The 19,002-nt window shown below is 36.7% G+C and carries 14 protein-coding genes and 1 pseudogene; 7 read left to right on the forward strand and 8 right to left on the reverse strand.

Annotated elements, in window-relative coordinates:
- The first annotated feature begins 24 nt into the window (after window positions 1-24).
- From bglX to ES724_RS01350, 3 genes are read left to right on the forward strand one after another with little or no spacing between them, the layout of a single operon-like run.
- Complete coding sequence (gene bglX / locus ES724_RS01340; protein WP_146928518.1) at window positions 25-2,304, forward strand: beta-glucosidase BglX; 2,280 nt, start codon at window positions 25-27, stop codon at window positions 2,302-2,304.
- Window positions 2,305-2,320: 16 nt separating this feature from the next.
- Window positions 2,321-3,076, forward strand: coding sequence for a glycoside hydrolase family 16 protein (locus ES724_RS01345; RefSeq protein ID WP_146928521.1), 756 nt, complete (start codon window positions 2,321-2,323; stop codon window positions 3,074-3,076).
- Between the two features lie 32 nt (window positions 3,077-3,108).
- Window positions 3,109-4,512: a sugar porter family MFS transporter gene (locus tag ES724_RS01350; RefSeq protein WP_146928524.1), complete on the forward strand. Its 1,404-nt coding sequence runs from the start codon at window positions 3,109-3,111 to the stop codon at window positions 4,510-4,512.
- Between the two features lie 840 nt (window positions 4,513-5,352).
- On the opposite strand, the gene ES724_RS01355 is transcribed toward ES724_RS01350, so the two are convergent.
- The gene (locus ES724_RS01355) at window positions 5,353-5,802 is read right to left on the reverse strand and encodes a nucleoside deaminase (RefSeq protein ID WP_146928526.1); all 450 of its coding nucleotides are present in this window, start codon (window positions 5,800-5,802) and stop codon (window positions 5,353-5,355) included.
- Between the two features lie 38 nt (window positions 5,803-5,840).
- Here ES724_RS01355 and dxs point away from each other — a divergent pair, with 38 nt between their 5' ends.
- Window positions 5,841-7,616, forward strand: a complete 1,776-nt coding sequence (gene dxs / locus ES724_RS01360; RefSeq protein ID WP_146928529.1) for a 1-deoxy-D-xylulose-5-phosphate synthase — start codon at window positions 5,841-5,843, stop codon at window positions 7,614-7,616.
- 17 nt (window positions 7,617-7,633) lie between these two features.
- Window positions 7,634-8,650 (forward strand): DUF3078 domain-containing protein, encoded by a 1,017-nt coding sequence (locus ES724_RS01365; protein ID WP_146928531.1) that lies wholly within the window; start codon window positions 7,634-7,636, stop codon window positions 8,648-8,650.
- A gap of 120 nt (window positions 8,651-8,770) precedes the next feature.
- Here the strand turns inward: ES724_RS01365 and ES724_RS01370 are convergent, their stop codons facing one another.
- The 7 genes and pseudogenes from ES724_RS01370 to ES724_RS01400 all read right to left on the reverse strand — a co-directional run bounded on the left by ES724_RS01370 (window position 8,771) and on the right by ES724_RS01400 (window position 17,907).
- Window positions 8,771-9,910 carry a sensor histidine kinase gene (locus tag ES724_RS01370; RefSeq protein WP_170249830.1) on the reverse strand — a complete coding sequence of 380 codons (1,140 nt, stop codon included), beginning with the start codon at window positions 9,908-9,910 and terminating at the stop codon, window positions 8,771-8,773.
- Window positions 9,911-9,938: 28 nt separating this feature from the next.
- Entirely contained in the window at window positions 9,939-11,285 is a 1,347-nt protein-coding gene (dgt, locus tag ES724_RS01375; protein ID WP_146928981.1) for a dGTP triphosphohydrolase, read from the reverse strand.
- A gap of 48 nt (window positions 11,286-11,333) precedes the next feature.
- Window positions 11,334-11,711, reverse strand: a complete 378-nt coding sequence (locus ES724_RS01380; RefSeq protein WP_146928537.1) for a GxxExxY protein — start codon at window positions 11,709-11,711, stop codon at window positions 11,334-11,336.
- Window positions 11,712-11,933: 222 nt separating this feature from the next.
- Window positions 11,934-12,310, reverse strand: a pseudogene (locus ES724_RS01385) (GxxExxY protein).
- 486 nt (window positions 12,311-12,796) lie between these two features.
- Entirely contained in the window at window positions 12,797-15,274 is a 2,478-nt protein-coding gene (locus ES724_RS01390) for a ribonucleoside-diphosphate reductase subunit alpha (RefSeq protein ID WP_146928538.1), read from the reverse strand.
- Between the two features lie 189 nt (window positions 15,275-15,463).
- Window positions 15,464-16,441, reverse strand: a complete 978-nt coding sequence (locus ES724_RS01395; RefSeq protein WP_146928541.1) for a ribonucleotide-diphosphate reductase subunit beta — start codon at window positions 16,439-16,441, stop codon at window positions 15,464-15,466.
- 896 nt (window positions 16,442-17,337) lie between these two features.
- On the reverse strand, window positions 17,338-17,907 hold the full coding sequence (locus ES724_RS01400) for a DUF3109 family protein (protein WP_026837138.1): 570 nt from the start codon (window positions 17,905-17,907) through the stop codon (window positions 17,338-17,340).
- Between the two features lie 145 nt (window positions 17,908-18,052).
- Here ES724_RS01400 and ES724_RS01405 point away from each other — a divergent pair, with 145 nt between their 5' ends.
- Both ES724_RS01405 and ES724_RS01410 read left to right on the forward strand, forming a co-directional pair.
- Window positions 18,053-18,628 carry a MarC family protein gene (locus tag ES724_RS01405; protein WP_146928544.1) on the forward strand — a complete coding sequence of 192 codons (576 nt, stop codon included), beginning with the start codon at window positions 18,053-18,055 and terminating at the stop codon, window positions 18,626-18,628.
- Window positions 18,625-18,828 carry a hypothetical protein gene (locus ES724_RS01410; protein WP_146928546.1) on the forward strand — a complete coding sequence of 68 codons (204 nt, stop codon included), beginning with the start codon at window positions 18,625-18,627 and terminating at the stop codon, window positions 18,826-18,828. Before ES724_RS01405 ends, ES724_RS01410 begins: the two co-directional genes overlap by 4 nt.
- Window positions 18,829-19,002 lie beyond the last annotated feature (174 nt).

Raw genomic sequence — 19,002 nt, forward strand, 5'->3', positions numbered from 1 at the left:
CCTCCAGGTATTTATTTATCAAAAATGAAAAAACTAACATTATATAGTAGTATCCTTTTACTAAGTTGCTTAACGGCATTTAGTCAGAATTCTAAAATTCCTAGTTCTATTGAAAACATAGAAGTGAAAATAGATTCTGTACTGTCTTTAATGACTTTGGAAGAAAAAGTTGGACAGTTGGTGCAATACAACGGAAGTTGGGATCTAACAGGTCCGGCATCAGAACTTGGCAGTAAACAAAAGGAAGATAATCTCAAAAATGGTCTGGTAGGTTCTATGTTAAATGTGCTTTCTGTAGAAGCTACTCGTGAGGCGCAAAAGCTAATCATGGAAAACTCCAGAATGAAGATCCCGTTGATCTTTGGTTATGATGTAATTCATGGCTATAAAACTATTTTTCCTGTACCACTTGGCGAAACCGCCAGTTGGGATCTGGAAGCTATGGAATTGTCTGCTAGAATTGCAGCTAGAGAATCTGTTGCAGAAGGAATTAACTGGACTTTCTCACCAATGATAGATGTTTCCAGAGATGCCCGATGGGGACGTATTATGGAAGGTTCTGGTGAAGATCCTTATCTAACTTCTTTAGTTGGGGTTGCCAAAATTAAAGGATATCAAGGAGACGATCTCGCAGGAGATCTTACCATTGCTGCCACCGCTAAACATTTTGCGGGATACGGATTTGCGGAAGCGGGAAGAGATTATAATACGGTACATTTAGGGGAGAATGAACTCCACAATACAGTACTTCCTCCATTTAAAGCTGCGGCTGAAGCAGGAGTGGCCACTTTTATGAACTCTTTTAATGAGATAGATGGAATTCCATCTACGGGTAACAAATATCTACAAAGAGACATTTTAAAAGGTGATTGGGACTGGAAAGGTTTCATGGTTTCAGATTGGGGTTCTATTACTGAAATGATCTACCATGGATTTGCTAAAGATAAAAAACAGGCTTCGCAGATTGCCATTAATGCAGGAAGCGATATGGATATGGAAGGTGGTGCTTACGAGTCCAGTCTTGCTGAATTAGTTAATGAAGGAACTGTTGATCTTGCTTTAGTTGACGACGCTGTTAGACGAGTGCTTCGAGTAAAGTTTAAATTAGGACTTTTTGATGATCCTTATAAATACTCCAACCCAGAGGTCAAAAAAAAAATATCTTATGAAGACCATAGAAAAGTAGCAAGAACAATTGCTGCAAAATCGATAGTACTTCTTAAGAATGAAAAAGAACTGTTACCAATTAAGCCTAAGGTAAAATCTATTGCGGTTATAGGTCCGTTGGCAAATGATAAGGATGCGCCAATAGGAAACTGGAGAGCACAGGGAGAAGCAAACTCTGCTGTCTCTGTAGTAGAAGGAATTAAAAATGCAGTGGGGAAAGATGTCAAGGTGAAATATTCCTTAGGAACCACTTTAGGAACAAGCGAACGCGGATTCTTATTGCCTTTGGAGATCAATAAAACTGACAGGTCTGGATTTAAAGACGCTATCGAGTTAGCTAAGAATTCAGAATTGGTTGTAATGGTCTTAGGGGAAGATGCATTTCAGGCAGGGGAAGGTAGAAGTCAGGCAAAGATTAGTTTGGCAGGTCTTCAGCAAGAACTTTTAGAAGAAATTAAAAAAGTTAATAGCAACATAGTTTTAGTGCTCATTAACGGTCGCCCGATGGAGATCTCTTGGGCTTCAGAGAACATTCCTGCTATTGTTGTAGCTTGGCAATTAGGAACAGAAAGCGGAAATGCGATTGCAGATGTACTGTTTGGAAAATATAATCCTTCAGGAAAATTACCGGTTTCATTTCCTAGATTGGTAGGGCAGGAGCCTTTGTATTACAATCAGAAAAATACAGGAAGACCTTCGAATGATCAGCATGTTACTTATTCCCATTATACCGATGTGAAAAAAGATGCCCTTTATCCTTTCGGATATGGATTGAGCTATACACAATTTGAATATGGTGAAGTACAGCTTTCTGGTTCTGAGATGAGTTCAGAAAAAAACATAGAAGCGCAGATCACTATAAAAAATACTGGAAAAGTAAAAGGGAAAGAAGTGGTACAATTGTATCTTCAGGACATTATTGCAAGCAGAACAAGACCTATAAAGGAATTGAAGGGCTTTCAGTTAGTAGAGCTTGAACCAGGAGAAAGCAAAACTGTAACATTCCCGATCACTAAAAAAATGTTGGAATTCTATACTGCAAATAGAGTTTGGGAAGCGGAAGATGGAGATTTTAATATATTTGTGGGAGGTAATTCCAGAGATCTAAAGTCTTCTGAATTTACGTTTAAGAATTAATAAATAACATCATTTCATGAATTACAAAGTAGCAATTCTTCTAATAAGCTTGTTGCCGTTTACATCTTGTGCACCAAAGATATTTCAGGATAATTTTGACGGTGATTCCCTGAACATGGATCATTGGAGTTATGAAGAAGGTGATGGTTGCCCAGATCTTTGTGGATGGGGAAATAATGAGCTTCAGATCTACAATAGAGATTATGTGAAAGTTGAAGATGGAAACCTTGTTATTACAGCAATAAAAAAGGGAGATCAATATTTTTCAGGAAAAATTAATACAAAAGATAAAATAGAATTTCAATACGGAAGCATTGAGGTAAGAGCCAAGCTTGCAACGGGAAAAGGATTTTGGCCTGCCTTATGGATGTTGGGAGCAGATATTGATGAGGTAGGATGGCCTGCTTCTGGAGAAATAGATATTATGGAATATGTTGGGAAAGAACCAGGAAAAGTATTCACTTCCCTGCACACTCCTGCAAGCCATGGAAATACCATCAACACAAAAAAGACAACAATAGATGGTATAGAAGATGGTTTTCATATTTTTAAAACAGATTGGAGTAAAGACAACATCAAATTTTATGTAGATGATGTATTATTGTACACTTTTGTTCCTAAAGATTATGATGACAAGCACTATCCTTTTAGAAAACCCTTTTATTTCTTGGTCAATCTAGCCGTTGGAGGGAATTTAGGGGGTGCAGTTGTGGATGATACCACCTTACCTCAAAAACTTTACGTAGATTACATCAAAGTTACCAAATTATAAACACTCATTATACTACCTAATTCCTATAACCAATGAAAAACCAAACATTTCTAATTTTAATCACCATCGTTTCTGCCTTAGGGGGTTTACTCTTTGGGTATGACACCGGAGTAATTAATGGATCTCAGTATTATTTCAGTCAGTATTTCGATTTGGATGCTGGAATGAAAGGTTGGGTCGTTGGAAGTGCTTTGATAGGCTGTTTTGTAGGGGCGATTTTGTCTGGTCCGATTAGTAAAAGTATCGGTAGAAAGTATTCTCTAATAATTGCGGCAATATTATTTTCAATTTCTGCATGGGGATCTGGATTGCCGGCGTTTCTACCAGAATCGGTTTCACTATTGGTGGTATTTAGAATTATTGGAGGTTTAGGAATTGGAATAGCGTCAATGAATGCACCTACTTATATTGCTGAAATTGCGCCTGCAAAAATTAGAGGAACTCTAGTTACATATTACCAACTGGCAATTGTAGTTGGGTTTTTTGTGGTTTTCTTAGCAACCTATTTTATTGGGAATAGTGCTACAGAAGCAGAAAACATACAGTATGGATGGAGAACGATGTTTTGGTCTGAACTTATTCCAAGTTTATCATTTCTGTTCTTATTGTTCTTTGTGCCTAAAAGTCCGCGATGGCTTGCTATGAAAGGTTTAAGAGAGGATGCTCTAAGAGTGTTGACGAGAATTCATGGTGCAGATGTCGCCGAAAATGAGATTTTGGAGATCGAGAAATCTCTTCATAAAGATCAGAACAAATTAAAACTCAATATTTTCGCAAAAGGGATCTTCGGAATTATTGTAATAGGTACTGTATTGTCTGTTTTACAACAGTTCACAGGAATTAACGCGGTGCTTTATTATGGAGCCGATATCTTTGAAAGAGCCTTAGGCTTTGGAAAAGACGACGTGTTGCTACAACAAGTATTGCTGGCTGGTATAAACTTACTTTTCACTTTTGTTGCTATGGCAACCGTAGATAGATTTGGTAGAAAACCTCTATTATACATAGGATCTTTAGGGATGTTAGCAGGATTTCTATTATTAGGTTTTACCCTAATGACTGACTCTGTAGGAATACTTTCTCTTATTGGTGTACTTATGTTTATAGCTTCTTTTGCTATGTCTATGGGACCTGTGGTTTGGGTAATCCTTTCAGAGATGTTCCCAAACAGTATAAGAAGTACAGCAATGTCTATAGCTGTAGCCGCACAATGGGCAGCAAATTATTTGGTAACCCAATCTTTCCCGATGGTTGCTGAAAGTAAAATTAACGGAGGTGATTTCTGGAATGGATCCTTACCTTACTTTATCTTTTCAGTATTCATACTAGGAATTGTATTCTTTACCTATAAATATATCCCAGAGACCAAAGGAAAGACTTTGGAGGAATTGGAAGATATGTGGGATATTCCTGAAGATGCTAAGAAAGTTGTTTAAGCTATTATTTTATTAAGGTGTCATCCTGAGAAGTGTCATCCTGACACAGGAAGGATCTCAACGAAGCAAGATTTCGATTTAAAGAGATTCCTCCTGCGTCGGAATGACAATTAAGCGAGCTTGTCATCCTTTGCCTGTCCAAGGATGATCGCGTCATGCTGAATTTATTTCAGCATCTCAACGAAGCAGAATTTATATTTATAAGAGATTCCTCCTTCGTCGGAATGACAATTAAGCGAGCTTGTCGTCCTTTGCCTGTCCAAGGATGATCGCGTCATGCTGAATTTATTTCAGCATCTCAATGAAGCACGATTTCAGTTTATATGGGATTCCTCCTTCGTCGGAATGACAATTAAGCGAGCTTGTCGTCCTTTGCCTGTCCAAGGATGATCGCGTCATGCTGAATTTATTTCAGCATCTCAACGAAGCAGAATTTATATTTATAAGAGATTCCTCCTTCGACGGAATGACAATTAAGCGAGCTTGTCATCCTTTGCCTGTCCAAGGATGAGTGCGTCATGCTGAATTTATTTCAGCATCTCAATGAAGCAAGATTTCAGTTTATAAGAGATTCCTCCTTCATCGGAATGACAATTAAGTTAGTCTCTGCCTTTGCCTGTCCAAGGATGAGCGCGTCATGCTGAATTTATTTCAGCATCTCAATGAAGCAAGATTTCAGTTTATATGGGATTCCTCCTTCGTCGGAATGACAATTAAGTTAGTCTGTCATCCTGAGCAAAGCGATGGATCTCAACGAAGCAGAATGTTTATTTATAAGAGATTCCTCCTTCGTCGGAATGACAATTGAGTGAGCTTGCCATCCTTCGCAAAACGACAGATCTAATTCAAATTTCTGCGTTCAATAAAAAAACGTTTAAGAAGTTTGGAAGCTTCTTCTTCCATCACCCCACTTTTCACAGTGGTTTTTGGATGTAATTGCCCACCCAATTTTCTATAGCCACGTTCATGATCTGTAGCAGCAAAGACTAAATGGGAAAGCTGACTCCAGTACAGCGCTCCAGTGCACATCTGGCAAGGTTCCAGGGTCACATACATGGTGCAATCCTTCAGATATTTTCCGCCTAAAAAATTAGCTGCAGCGGTGATCGCCTGCATTTCGGCATGTGCGGTAACATCATTCAGCATTTCCGTAAAGTTATGACCTCGGGCGATTATTTGCTGATTGATCACAACCACTACTCCAACAGGAATCTCTCCTTTTTCGTAAGCGTAAGAAGCCTCATTTAAGGCTTTCCGCATAAAATACTCGTCGTCAAAAATCAATTGCATATCCAAAAATACAAATTCAAAATGTACCTTTGCTTTTCATGGAAAAAAGTATTTTAAATAATATTGATTCCCCATTAGATCTACGCAAACTTTCTAGGAAAAAATTACCTGTTCTGGCAAAGGAACTCCGTAAATTCATTATAGATATCGTAGCCACTAAAGAGGGACATTTAGGTGCCAGCTTAGGAGTTGTAGAGCTAACCATTGCTCTGCATTATGCATTTAACACTCCGGATGATCTCTTGGTTTGGGATGTTGGCCATCAAGCTTATGGGCATAAGATACTTACCGGAAGGCGAGACATATTTGATACCAATAGGCAATTACATGGTTTAAGCGGATTCCCTAAAAGATCTGAAAGTGAATATGATACTTTTGGAGTAGGACATTCCTCTACCTCGATCTCTGCTGCACTGGGAATGGCAATTGCTTCTAATTTAAAAGGAGAGTACTCAAAACAACATATTGCCGTAGTTGGTGATGCATCTATTGCCAGCGGGATGGCTTTTGAGGGTTTGAATCATGCTGGAGTTAGCAAGGCCAACTTACTGGTAATTCTAAATGACAATGCCATTGGGATAGATCCTAGTGTTGGAGCTTTGAAACAATATCTTACCAAAGCCAAAGTGGGCCATAAGCCACAACAGGACAATATTATTGAAGCCTTGAATTTTAATTATTTTGGTCCGGTAGACGGTCATGATATTGAAGGCTTACTAAAGGCTTTTGAAGAATTGAAGAAAATACAAGGTCCAAAATTCCTTCATGTAATAACTACTAAAGGGAAAGGTTTGCAAAAGGCCGAAGAAGATCAGGTAAAATATCATGCCCCAGGAAAATTTGTTGCAGATACGGGCGAATTATTGCCATCTATTTCTGCAGGATTACCTCTAAAATATCAAGATGTTTTTGGATTGACTTTAGTTGACTTAGCCAGAAAGAATGAAAAAATAATTGGGATAACTCCGGCAATGCCAACGGGTAGCTCCTTAAAATATATGATGGATGCTTTCCCCGAAAGAGCATTCGATGTTGGGATAGCAGAGCAACACGCGGTTACCTTGTCAGCTGGAATGGCTACTCAAGGATTTATAGTGTATTGTGCTATTTATTCCACTTTTCTACAACGCGCCTACGATCAGGTGATACATGATGTAGCAATACAGAATCTTCCGGTGATCTTTTGCTTGGATAGAGCCGGCTTGGTTGGAGAAGATGGCGCTACGCATCACGGAATTTTTGATATCGCTTATTTAAGATGTGTCCCGAATTTAATAATTGCTGCACCCAGAGATGAGGTGGAATTACGCAACTTATTGTATACGGCCCAAATAGACTTAAAACATCCTATAGCAATTCGGTATCCTCGCGGAAGAGGAGTTAGATTAGATTGGAAACAGGAATTTAAAGAGTTGGAGATAGGTAAGGGAGAGTTGCTGCTCGAAGGAACAGAAGTAGCTGTAATTAGTTTAGGAACCATTGCTGAAAATGTTAAGCTGGCAATAGCATCTATTGAAGCAAAAGATAAAGTAGCCCATTATGATGCAGGATTTGTAAAACCTTTAGACGAAGCATTGCTTCATGAATTATTTTCCAAATTCAAAAAGGTGATTACTGTGGAAGAAGGAGCGATTTCTGGGGGATTTGGAAGTGCGATTTTAGAGTTCGCTGCCAAACACAATTATTCCAGCAAGATAAAATGTTTGGGAATTCCAGATCAATTTATTGAACAAGGAAATATGAAAGAATTATATGAAATAGTAAAATTGGACGTTACAAGTATAGCTCATACCATTAATGTCTTTTTAAAATAATAGTATCCTTATTTATAATGAAATTTAAGTTTGCCCCACTTCTACCCATTTTATTAGTTTTAATTTTTTCGGTTTCTAGCTCCTTTGCTAGCCGTTTGTCAAAAACAATTTCAGACACAACCTCTGTAGATAGTGCAAAGAATGACTCTATTAAGGAAGAGAGTCAAGACATGTTGATGATGTGGTCTAAAAAGAATTCTCTCGGGGTAAATATGAGTGAAGTTGCTTTTGTGAACTGGAACGCTGGAGGTAACAATTCTATTTCGGCCTTGTTTTATGGGAATTTCGAGAGGAAATTACAAAAGAATCTTTTGCTCTGGAAAACATCTGCAACTATTCGTTACGGATTAAATGCTCAAGAAGGGAGAAAAGTTAGAAAAACAGATGATGAGATCTCGTTGAATTCAACCTATGGATATAGAAGAGATTCTACCTCAAATTTCCGGTATTCTGCAAAATTCAATTTTAAAACGCAGTTTGCCGATGGTTATAAATATCCACAAAGAGATAAGTCGATCTCCAGTTTTATGGCTCCAGGATATATCTTTTTAGGTGTAGGTGCCGAGTATACTGCTCCTAAAGAAGACCTTACCGTGTATGCGTCTCCTTTAACTGACAAATCTACTTTTGTGTTGGACCAGAGATTGGCTAACGAGGGAATGTTTGGGGTTGCTCCAGCTGTCCGGGACAGTATTGGAAAAATTATAACCAAAGGGGAAAACATACGTACGGAAGTTGGGGTATTGCTAACCAGTAGTTTTAGTAAAGAGGTTTTTAACAATGTGAACCTGGATAATCAGGTCAGTTTTTATACAGACTACCTTAATAAGTTCGGAAATATAGATGTAGACTGGGAACTAAAATTGAATCTGGTAGTAAATGAATTTGTAAAAGCCAATATTGGCTCGCATCTTATTTATGACGATGATGTGAAGTTTAAAGAAGATACTGATGATGATGGTACTTTAGAAACTTTAGGACCCAAAATTCAGTTTAAACAATTATTGGGTGTAGGTGTGATGTACGAGTTTTAATCCCTCATTTAAGGTTTAATTCCCCGTCTCTGTAGCTATCGGGATGCCTCGAATTTTTAAGAGGATTTTCCTCCCAAACCATCTGGACATACCTCGAGGGTTCGATCCGAAGTTCTTGACTTAGGCTTCCGTATTTAATAATGTTCTTACTTTTCCGGGAACATTGCTGTATTTATTTAATCTTATCTTAAACTCTGTTCCAAAACCTTTTTCACTCCTTAGGGCGACCGAACCCCCATGCGCTTCAGCAACCATTTTCACAAGCGTCAGCCCAATTCCATAACTTTTCAGTTTTTTCTCCCTTTGCTGTTTTCCATGATGTAAAAAGGTGAAAATGCCTTCCTGTTTATCCATAGGTATTGGTTCTCCATGATTGTGTACAGAGATATTCAGCCATTCTTCCTCGTTCTTTATTTTAATAACTACCGGCTTTTCAGAATGCCCATATTTTATAGCATTGGTAATCAGATTTTCCAGTAAACGCCTAACGGCAGTTCCATCAAAAGTGCCATTTATAGGCTCATCTGTTTTATCTAAGATTATTTCTTCTGAAAAAACCTCACAGGCTTCCTCGTAAACCGTCTGGATATTTTCATTTATATCCATTTCAGAAAAGGAAAGCATAATTCCTTCCCCTGCCTTTACAGTAATGGAATCTAAAAGACCTTCAATTAGCTCTATGGCCTTATTTACGCTATTGTAAGACATCTTTTTAACCTTTTCCAGTCTTTCCTTGCCAGCTTCATAATTTATCATTTCAATACCCATTCTTGCAGCGGCTAATGGGTTTCTAATGTCATGTGCTAGGGTTCCTATCAATTTACTCTGCATTTCCTGAATAGATTCAGTAAATGAGGATACTGAATTCAGCACCGCCTTGTCTATGGAACATTTTATAAGATGAAATAAAGATTCCTCAGTAATATCGTTCTTGTGAAGCACCTTGATGATCACGTTATGAAAGATCATGTACTCATGAATGATCTGGTCTACGGTATAATTAGGAGAAGTAGCCCGATGCCTCCCATGTTCAATACTATTTTCTTCTATATGATGGATTTTTTCATCATTAAGGTAATCATCGGTATTTTCATGACGATTCAAGATTTCTATAATATCATCCAGAATGTTTGGAACATGATCGTGAAGTGCAATCTTATTGGTGGTTGGAGCGGCTTTCACTTGTTGTAAAACTTCTTTTTCCCATTGATCTATGACCTCATCACGCTTACTATTTAATAATCTTGCTGTTTTTTTCATGTTTTTGTATAATAGGGAGTAAGGTATATTAAATGCTATTGCCTTTGTATTTATTGAAGGAAGCAACGGTGATTCCATCTGTTAAAGATGCAGTGTAGGTGCATAGTTGCAATAAAGTTTCATAAACCGATTGCCCTTCTTGTATTTTTAACTTCGGAACCGATTTCCTAACTAAATTATTATAATTGGAGTCATCTAATGCGATGGATTCTGGTAAAAAGGCTCCAGTATAAGTATCTAAAAGGTACGATAACATCTTGTAACCCGCAATTTCCTTATTTATTACATCTTCACTTTGATAAATTCGTTCTACAGAGATCTTTATAATATCCTTGATCTGGGCTTCATAACTGCTTTTATCGAAAAGAGATTCATGAAATTCACCATTTAAAATAGCTTCTTCATTCTTCAGGAAAATAGCCACAGCTTCTGTGATCAAGGTGTTAATTGCCAAAGCCCGTAAATAGCTTAATCTATCTGCGGTATTTGTAAGCGAATTATACTTAGATGTGTTAATGCTGTTTTTCACTAATTTAATGAGATACTCTAATGCGTATTCTTCATCGATCAATCCAAGATTGATACCATCTTCAAAATCGATGATGGTGTAACAAATATCATCTGCAGCTTCTACTAAAAAAGCAAGAGGATGTCTTGAGTATGCTGTAAATTCTCCTTTTCTAACAGTTTTTAGACCTAATTCTTCTGCAATCTCTTCAAATATTTTTTGTTCTGTTTGAAAAATCCCAAACTTCTTATCACCTATATTTTTTGTGGGTTTATACGGAAGGGATTCCTTTGGGTACTTTATAAATGCTCCTAATGTGGCATAGGATAAACGGAGTCCGCCCTCTATTCCTGGTCTATTTTCGGTAAGGATCTTAAAGCCGTTGGCATTTCCTTCAAACTTTATAAGATCTTGATATTCCTTTTCTGTAAGTTGCTCTTTGTAGCGTTTTCCGTTTCCTAGACTGAAGTATTCGCCTATTGCTTTTTCTCCGGAGTGACCAAAAGGTGGATTTCCAATATCATGAGCTAAACAAGCCGCTGCTACAATAGCTCCAAAATCGTTCATTTGGTAAGCATGAGTTTCCTTTAGCTGTGGATGTTTTTCCAGGATCTTTTGTCCGGCAAGTCTTCCTAAGGAACGTCCAACTACAGATACTTCTAAACTATGGGTTAAACGGGTATGTACAAAATCTGTTTTAGAAAGTGGGATTACCTGCGTTTTGTCCTGAAGACTTCTAAAGGCAGATGAGAAGATAATTCTATCGTAGTCTACCTCAAAACCTAAACGAGTTTCATCTTGTTCTTTGCGTAATCTTTTATTAGTATCTCCATATCGTTTTAAAGATAGGAGTTGTTCCCAATTCATCATGTTATATAATTATTTCCCGCGAATTTCGCAGATTTCCGCAGATATTTACAACCCATTTACTTTTCTGTAAATACCTGAAGTTATATTTTCTACGTTAAAGTTCACTAAAATAGCTAATTTTAATTTTGTGAGCTTTAAATAGGTGATCGTTTGTTTGTGATGAACCTCAGCTAAATTTTCTACTGATTTCACTTCAATGATAACTTTGTCTTCAATTAACAAATCTAACCTAAATCCTACTTCTAATTTTTCACCCTCATAGTAAACTGGAACAGGAACTTCTCTGTTGACTTTCAGACCTTCTTTTCTAAGTTCAAATTGTATGGCTGCCACATAAACAGATTCTAAAAGGCCAGGCCCCAAATTATTATAAACCTTAAAAATGGCACCTCTAATTTTAAAAGAAATTTCATTTTCATCCATATTATTAGTTTATTTTTCTGCGTATATAGCGAAATCTGCGGGCTAATTTTATTTCTACAACGGCACTTAAGTTGCAATCTACTTCAAAACCTATACTTGTTTACTTTGCTCTTTGCTCAAGCTTTTATTTATATTCCCATATCATTTTAAGAAAAGGGATTGTTCCCAATTCATCATTTTGTTATTATATTTTCCCACAGATTTCGCAGAAAACCGCAGATTTTACAATCCATTCACTTTTCTATAAATTCCGGAAGTTATGTTATCAACATTAAAGTTCACTAAAATAGCTAATTTTAATTTTGTGAGCTTTAAATAGGTGATCGTTTGTTTGTGATGAACCTCAGCTAAATTTTCTACTGATTTCACTTCAATAATTACTTTCTCTTCAATTAAAAGATCTAACCTGAATCCTACTTCTGATTTTTCACCCTCATAGTAAACTGGAACAGGAACTTCTCTGTTGACTTTCAGACCTTCTTTTCTAAGTTCAAATTTATGGCTGCCACATAAACAGATTCTAAAAGGCCAGGCCCCAAATTATCATAAACATTAAAAATGGAACCTCTAATTTTATAAGAAATTTCATTTTTATCCATATTATTAGTTTACTTTTCTGCGTATATCAGCGAAATCTGCGGGCTAATTTTATTTCTACAACGGCACTTAAGTTGCAATCTACTTCAAAACCTATACTTGTTTACTTTGTTCTTTGCTCAAGCTTTTATTTGTATCCCATATCGTTTTAAGGAAAGGAATTGTTCCTAAATCATGATTTTTTATGGTTTTTTCCCGCAGATTTCGCAGAAAACCGCAGATTTTTTTCAAATCCTTTTATTTGTTATTTGAAATCATTCAGAAGTTCTTCCCAATTCATCATGTTTAAAAGGTTGCGTTAGGGATTGAGCTATTTGTTTGAGCTCTCCCGATTTTTATTCGGGAAGCGAGGTGCGAAAGCCCGACCCGAAAGGGTAACGCCCAATCCACTGATTATAAAAGCAATAAAAAAGGGAAGTAAACTTGCGAATACTTCCCTTTAATTAACTTTGGACTTTATATTAGTCCGGGGGGGGTAAATTTAAATTTTAAGATCCACACATTAGACAATCATCATCTTCGCCTTCTTTGGCTTGAGCAATTAAATCGCGAAGTTCATCTGGAGAAAGTGCGTCTCCTTCTGCAACAATTGCTGCAGGTTTCGGTGTGGTTTGTGGTTCTGCTTTTGCTTTTACCGGAACAACTTCATCTGGTTGTGCTAGTTCTGCATAAGATTCTAATACTGGCTCTTTCTTAGTTTCTTTAGAAAGAGTAAACTTAATAGCATCTACTGCACTCTTAGTTCTTAGATAATACATTCCAGTTTTAAGTCCGCTCTTCCATGCGTAAAAGTGCATGGAGGTTAACTTACTGTTGTTTGCATTTTCCATGAACAAATTAAGCGATTGAGACTGATCTATGAAATACCCACGTTGTCTGGACATATCTATTATATCCTTCATACTTAATTCCCATACAGTTTTGTAAAGTTCCTTAAGGTCTTGAGGGATAATGTCTATTCCTTGTACAGATCCATTAGCACGCAAAATGGCATTTTTCACATCTTCTGTCCAAAGATTACGCTCTACAAGATCTTCTAATAAGTGTTTGTTCACTACTATAAATTCCCCTGATAGAACTCTTCTGGTATAGATGTTAGAAGTATAAGGCTCAAAAGCTTCATTGTTTCCAAGGATCTGAGAGGTAGAAGCTGTAGGCATTGGCGCCATTAAAAGAGAGTTTCTTACTCCATTTTTAAGCACTTGCTTGCGCAGTTTTTTCCAATCCCAACGTCCGCTAAGATCTTCATCCTTAATTCCCCACATATTGTATTGGAATTCTCCTTTACTCATTGGAGACCCTTCGTATGTAGAATATGGTCCTTCTTCAATAGCCAGTTCCATAGAAGCTGTAACCGATGCGAAATAAAGTGTTTCGAATATTTCTTGGTTTAAAGCTTTAGCCTCGTCACTGGTAAATGGCATTCTTAATTTTATAAAAGCATCTGCTAATCCTTGTACACCTAATCCAACAGGACGGTGACGGACATTAGAGTTTTCTGCTTCTTTAACAGGGTAGTAGTTTCTGTCTATTACCTTGTTTAAATTCTTGATCACACGTTTAGTGATCTTATAAAGTTCTTTATGATCAAATTCATTGCCCTTTATAAACATTGGTAAAGCGATAGAAGCCAGGTTGCAGACCGCAACTTCATCTGGGCTGGTATATTCCATGATCTCTGTACAGAGGTTGGAAGATCTTATAGTTCCAAGGTTCTTCTGATTGGATTTTCTGTTTGCTGCATCTTTGTACAACATGTAAGGAGTTCCAGTCTCAATTTGAGATTCTAGGATCTTCTCCCATAACTCACGAGCCTTGATAGATTTTCTGCCTTTTCCTTCTGCTTCGTATTTATGATATAATGCCTCGAATTCATCTCCATAGATATCGAAAAGTCCAGGACATTCATTTGGGCACATTAGGGTCCAATCTCCATCTTTTTCTACACGTTGCATGAAAAGGTCTGGGATCCACATCGCATAAAATAGATCTCTTGCACGCATTTCTTCTTTTCCGTGATTCTTTTTAAGATCTAAGAAATCGAAGATATCTGCATGCCATGGTTCTACATACATTGCAAAGGAACCTTTACGTTTTCCTCCACCTTGATCTACATATCTTGCAGTATCGTTAAATACTCTAAGCATAGGTACAATCCCGTTGGAAGTTCCATTTGTTCCAGAAATATAAGATCCTGTTGCACGAACATTATGGATAGATAGCCCAATTCCACCGGCAGATTGTGAGATCTTAGCGGTTTGCTTCAAAGTATCGTAAATACCATCTATGCTATCATCTTTCATGGTAAGTAAAAAGCAAGATGACATTTGTGGTTTTGGCGTTCCAGAGTTGAATAAGGTTGGCGTTGCATGAGTAAAGAACTTTTTAGACATCAAGTCGTAAGTTTCAATAGCTGCATCAATATCATCTATATGAATACCCACAGAAACACGCATTAGCATATGCTGCGGACGTTCTGCTATTTTTCCGTTCAATTTTAATAAATAGGAACGCTCTAATGTTTTAAATCCGAAGTAATCGTAATTGAAATCGCGATTGTATATAATGGTAGAATCCAGTAATTCTTTGTTTTCCTGAATCACTTTTTGCACCTCATCTGCTAAAAGAGGGGCATCTTTCCCCGTTCTAGGATTCACATATTGATGAAGATCTGTCATCACCTCAGAAAATGTTTTCTTGGTATTCTTGTGCAGGTTAGATACAGAAATTCTTGCAGCAAGTTTGGCGTAATCCGGGTGAGAAGTAGTCATGGTTGCAGAAACTTCTGCGGCCAGATTATCTAATTCACTTGTGGTAACACCATCATATAAACCTTCAATAACACGCATTGCAACCTTAAGCGGATCCACCAGTTCATTTAAACCATAACAAAGTTTTTTAATTCGGGCAGTAATTTTGTCGAACATAACGGGCTCCTTATGGCCGTCTCTTTTTTGTACATACATAGGCTTATGGTTTTAATGGGTCTGCTATAAGAAGAAACTTAAAGCAAACAGAAATTTATAATGAAACCGAATGGTCCTAGAGAGAAGTAAGTTCTCAGATTTAGGAATTCGAATAACTTAATGGGTTTATTCAATTACCGGCTACAACCGTGTTGGGGGGCACGATTGAATCCGGAAAATAACGCTTGATTAAAAATCGGCGTCAAAACTTATTTTGTCTGTGTCTTTGTCTTTATTCATTACACCAGCTTTTTGATATTCCCCTACACGTTTTTCAAAGAAGTTTGTTTTTCCTTGTAGGTTAATCATATCCATAAAGTCGAATGGATTTGCACTACCATATTCTTTTTCACAGCCAAACTCTACTAACAATCTATCTGCAACAAATTCCAGATATTCTGTCATTAATTTAGAGTTCATGCCAATAAGACTTGCTGGTAAAGATTCCGTGATAAACTCACGTTCGATAGTTAAAGCATCTGTAAGTATTTCGCGAATACGTTCTTTTGGAACTTTATTCACGATGTGATGTTGGTGTAAATGCACTGCAAAGTCACAGTGAACGCCTTCGTCACGAGATATTAATTCGTTAGAGAAAGTTAATCCAGGCATCAATCCACGTTTCTTTAACCAGAAGATAGAGCAAAATGCACCAGAGAAGAAGATTCCTTCTACAGCAGCAAATGCGATCAATCTTTCAGCAAAAGAATCAGATTCTATCCATTGTAAAGCCCAATCTGCTTTTTTCTTAATAGCCGGGAAAACCTCAATCGCATTAAATAATTGATCTTTTTCTTTTTCATCCTTCACATACGTATCTATAAGTAGAGAGTAAGTTTCAGAATGTATGTTTTCCATCATGATCTGAAAACCATAAAAGAATTTAGCTTCGGCGTATTGAACTTCATTCACGAAATTCTCGGCAAGATTTTCATTAACAATTCCATCTGAAGCAGCAAAAAAGGCAAGAATATGTTTTATGAAATAGCGCTCATCTGCACTCAACTTGTTATTCCAGTCTGAAAGATCTTGGTGAAGATCAATCTCTTCAGCAGTCCAAAAACTGGCTTCCATTTTTTTATACCAATCCCAAATATCGTGATGTTTAATTGGAAAAATTACAAATCGATCTTTGTTCTCTTGTAAAATGGGTTCAAGTTGTGACATAGAATAGTGGTTTTTTTATTGTGATCTAACGTGAAATACTCGTTCAAACAAATATTGAAAAATCTATTAGATTTTGAAAGGAAAATAGATAAACGTTTTCAACAAAGTTTTTAACAGGTGTCTATTTTTAAGTTCTTAAAATAACGCTAAAAAACAAAGTTAAGTAATTGAAAATCAGTTAATTGAAGACTATGGATAAAAACGAACCGAACGGGGGTAAATACATGGTAATCCCTTTAAAACAGACTGATACAAGCTTCTTTTGAAGCTATTAACAATTACCTTTTGTTAGTCTAAATTTTAACAATATATGGAAATGAATTTTGGAGAGATTAAAAGGAAGTAGCGAAAGAGTTATTTGCTAGAAGAATAAAATAGCCAAGATTAAAAACCGCTAGATCTTTTTAAATATTAAAATTTCACGAGAAATAGTAAGATATTAGGTTATCAAAATAGCAAGTGCGCTAAAAAAAATCTAAACACGATTTAAATTCAATATGATAAAGTAAAAAAAGGGGGAAGGAGGGAATACTAAAATAGTGTAGGGTAGTATATTATTGCGAAAATACAGACCTAATTATAACTATCAATTATAATTAACTTAGAATTATAAGTATTGATATATTACTTTAACAAGAAATTAATTTTAAACTATGAATTTGGGGTACAATTCTAAATATTGACAACAATTGAAAACGTTTTAATCCCTCATTGAGGGTTTAACCCGCCTGATCGGCTGGGCAGGTTCCCCGAGGCCTGCCCGATACGTTCAGGCGAGCTTGCCTCGAATTTTTAAAAGTATTTTCCTCCCGAAGCATCGGGACATATCTCGTGGGCCCGCCCTTACCGTTCGGGCGGGCTTGCCCCGAGGTTCTTTATTTTGAAAAGAGAAGGTTTTATTTATTTAATTTCTGCGCAGTTTCTTCAAGTTCGCCATACCAGTCTTCTCCAAATTTTCTAATTAAAGCTTGTTTAACAAATTTGTAAACAGGTACTTGAAGTTCTTTTCCCAGAGTACAAGCATCATCGCAAATATGCCAGTGGTGGTAGTTTACTGCGGCAAATTCAGAATAATCCTGAACTCTAACCGGATATAAATGACAGGAAACAGGCTTTTTCCAGTCTATCTCACCTTGATTATACGCTTCTTCAATTCCGCATAAAGCAGTTCCTCTATTGTCAAAGGTTACGTAAGCACAATCTGCTCCATTTATAAGTGGCGTTTCTAACTCCCCATCTTCCGTGGTTACAAAAGTTCCTTGACGCTCTATAGCTTCTATACCTTCTTTTCTTAGGAATGGTTTTACCTTCGGATAAATATCCTGGAGAATTTTGGTTTCGGCGGCATCTAAAGGTGCGCCGGCATCGCCGTCTATACAACAGGCTCCTTTGCAAGCAGCAAGATTGCACACAAAATCCTTTTGGATTATATCTTCAGAAACGATTGTTTTACCTATTTGGAACATAGGCGCAAAGATATTATATAAACTGAATTTATAACCTCTTTAGGATGGCTTTTTTAGGGATTGATGCTTTTGTAAATTTCTTTAAGAATTTATTTGCTTTCTGTATTTTAAGCGTAATTTTGCGACTATTTTAATGTTTGTTGTTATGAAACTTGATATTCGAGAAATTGGTACTGCCAGCATGATCTTATTTGCTGTAATAGATATTATTGGAAGCATCCCAATAGTTATAGATTTAAAGAAAAAAGCGGGGCATATTCAAAGCGAAAAAGCTTCTATTGTCGCAGGTATATTAATGGTGATGTTTCTTTTCGTGGGAGCAGAGATCTTAAAACTTATAGGAATAGATGTGAACTCTTTTGCAGTTGCAGGTTCTTTTATCTTGTTTTTTCTAGCACTGGAAATGATTCTTGGAATAACACTCTATAAAGATGAGACGCCAGAAACCTCTGCAGTGGTTCCTTTGGCCTTCCCTCTTATTGCTGGTGCCGGGACTATGACTACTTTATTATCTCTAAGGTCAGAATATGAAACGGTCAACATTATTGTTGCAATTGTAATTAATATCATCTTTGTTTACTTAGTGCTAAAATCATCAGGAAAGATCGAACGTTTTTTAGGAAAACAAGGAATCAACGTAATCCGAAAAATATTTGGTGTAATTTTATTAGCTATCGCGGTAAAATTATTTGCTACTAACATTCAGAATTTATTTAAATGAAAATATTTATCTACTTACTAATAGCGCTATCTGTTGGTGTTATCGCCTATAATGTAACAGTTTTAAATTTTAATGATATACTAAGTGAAGATAGTGCAATCGCACTTATTGGAATTGTATGTGCAGCATGTGTCATCGTTTTGCTTTCAATTTTGTTGACATCTAAAGCGATTGATCATAAAGTTAAAGACAAAAATTAGGGCAAGTAATGGTTGCTGCTTTTTTTCTGAAAGAGATCATTTAATGCGTAAGATAAAACCCACGCCTTAAACTAGTTACGAAGGAATTATCTTACAATTTCGATTTTCAATTGAGCAGCATAAATTATTCCATTCAACTCTAGGTTTCTCAAAATAAAAAGGCCTAAGACCTAA

It is taken from the genome of Gillisia hiemivivida, assembly GCF_007997295.1.
GTDB lineage: Bacteria > Bacteroidota > Bacteroidia > Flavobacteriales > Flavobacteriaceae > Gillisia > Gillisia hiemivivida.